Source organism: Streptomyces lancefieldiae, assembly GCF_031845825.1.
GTDB classification, from domain to species: Bacteria; Actinomycetota; Actinomycetes; order Streptomycetales; family Streptomycetaceae; genus Streptomyces; species Streptomyces lancefieldiae.
This window is the reverse complement of the sequence record NZ_JAVRFH010000190.1, coordinates 1-1873: the sequence shown is the minus strand read 5'-3', so window position 1 is coordinate 1873 and position 1873 is coordinate 1. Positions and strand designations below refer to the sequence as shown.

Sequence of the window (1873 nt, the reverse complement as noted above, 5' to 3'; positions counted from 1 at the left end):
GTTCTTCGGGATCAGCCCGCGCGAGGCGCTGGCGATGGACCCGCAGCAGCGGCTGATGCTGGAGATCTCCTGGGAAGCACTGGAACGCGCGGGTATCGACCCGGCCGGGCTGCGGGGCTCGGCCACTGGGGTGTTCACCGGGCTCTACGCCGTCGACTACGGTCCGCGGATGGGCGGCGGGGCGGCCGGTGAGGTGGAAGGGCTCGCGGCCACCGGGACGTACACCAGCGCAGCCTCGGGCCGTGTGGCATACGTACTGGGGCTGGAGGGCCCGGCGCTGTCGATCGACACCGCGTGCTCGTCGTCGCTCGTCGCCGTCCACCAGGCCGTGCGGTCCCTGCGGACCGGGGAATGCGAACTGGCGTTGGCAGGCGGCGTGTCGACGCTGTCGACCCCGGGACTGCTGGTGGAGATCGCACGGCAGCGGGGTCTGTCGGCCGACGGGCGGTGCAAGGCGTTCGCGGAGGCGGCCGACGGCACCGGCTTCTCCGAGGGCGCGGGCGTGCTGGTGCTGGAGCGGCTGTCGGACGCACTGCGCCACGGCCGCCGGATCTGGGCCGTGATCCGCGGCTCGGCGATCAACCAGGACGGGGCGTCCAACGGGCTGACCGCGCCGAACGCACTGGCACAGCAGCGGGTCGTCCGGGCGGCCCTGGCCGATGCCGGACTGTCGGCCGCAGAGGTGGACGCGGTGGAGGCGCACGGGACCGGCACGACGCTGGGGGACCCGATGGAGGCGGAGGCACTGCTGGCCTCCTACGGCCAGGACCGGGATCCCGGAAGCCCGCTGTGGCTGGGATCGCTGAAGTCGAACATCGGCCATACCCAGGCAGCCGCGGGTGTCGCCGGAATGATAAAGATGATCATGGCGATGCGTCACGGGGTGCTGCCCAGGACGCTGCACGTGGACCGCCCGTCGACGCACGTCGACTGGTCGGCCGGGGCGGTGGAACTGCTGACCGAGGCGCGGGAGTGGACCGGTACGGCGGGACGCCCCCGGCGCGCCGGGGTGTCCGCCTTCGGGATCAGCGGCACCAACGCGCACGTGATCCTCGAAGAGGCGCCCGCGGAGGCGCCGGAGGAAGGGCCCGGGGAGCACGCCCTGCCTCGTCCTGCTGCGGACCTTGCCGCCGGCCGGGTGCCCGCCGGGGGTCCCCGGGTGGTGCCGTGGGTGCTGTCGGGACGGTCGGCCGAGGCCGTGCAGGAGCAGGCGCTGCGGCTGCGGGACCGGGTGGCCGAGGACGCGGACCTGCCGGTCACGGACGTGGGCCGTTCGCTGGTGACGACGCGGTCGCTGTTCGAGCACCGGCGGGTCGTGATCGGCGCGGACCGAGACGAACTGCTCGCTGGCCTGGCCTCCGCGGCCGGGGACGACCGCTCGGGCCGGGACGGTCCGGCAGGTGTGGTGTCCGGCTTCGCGCAGCCGGTGGACGCGACGGTGTTCGTGTTCCCGGGGCAGGGGGGACAGTGGGTCGGCATGGGGCGGGAACTCTGGGAGTCATCCCCGGTGTTCGCCGAGCAGCTGCGCGCGTGCGCCCGGGAGCTGGCCCCCTGGTTGTCCTGGTCGCTGACGGACACCGTGTGCGGAGGGCCGGACGCGGCGGACTTGGACCGGGTGGACGTCGTCCAGCCGGTGCTGTTCGCGGTGATGGTCTCGCTGGCCGAGGTCTGGCGCTCGCTGGGGATGGTGCCGGACGCGGTGGTCGGCCACTCCCAGGGCGAGATCGCCGCGGCCTGCGTCGCGGGAGCCCTGACCCTGGGGGACGCGGCCAGGATTGTCGCCCTGCGGTCCCGGCTGCTGGCCACGGTCGCCGGGCAGGGCAGCATGGCAGGGATCCGGCTGCCCGAACGGCGGGTGCGGGAACTGCTCGAC

General features: G+C 74.0%; 1 protein-coding gene. It reads left to right on the top strand.

Annotated features, from left to right (window positions below; genetic code table 11):
- Window positions 1-1873 (top strand): type I polyketide synthase (locus tag RM812_RS41470; protein ID WP_311586096.1); only part of this gene is annotated, 1873 nt, incomplete at both ends.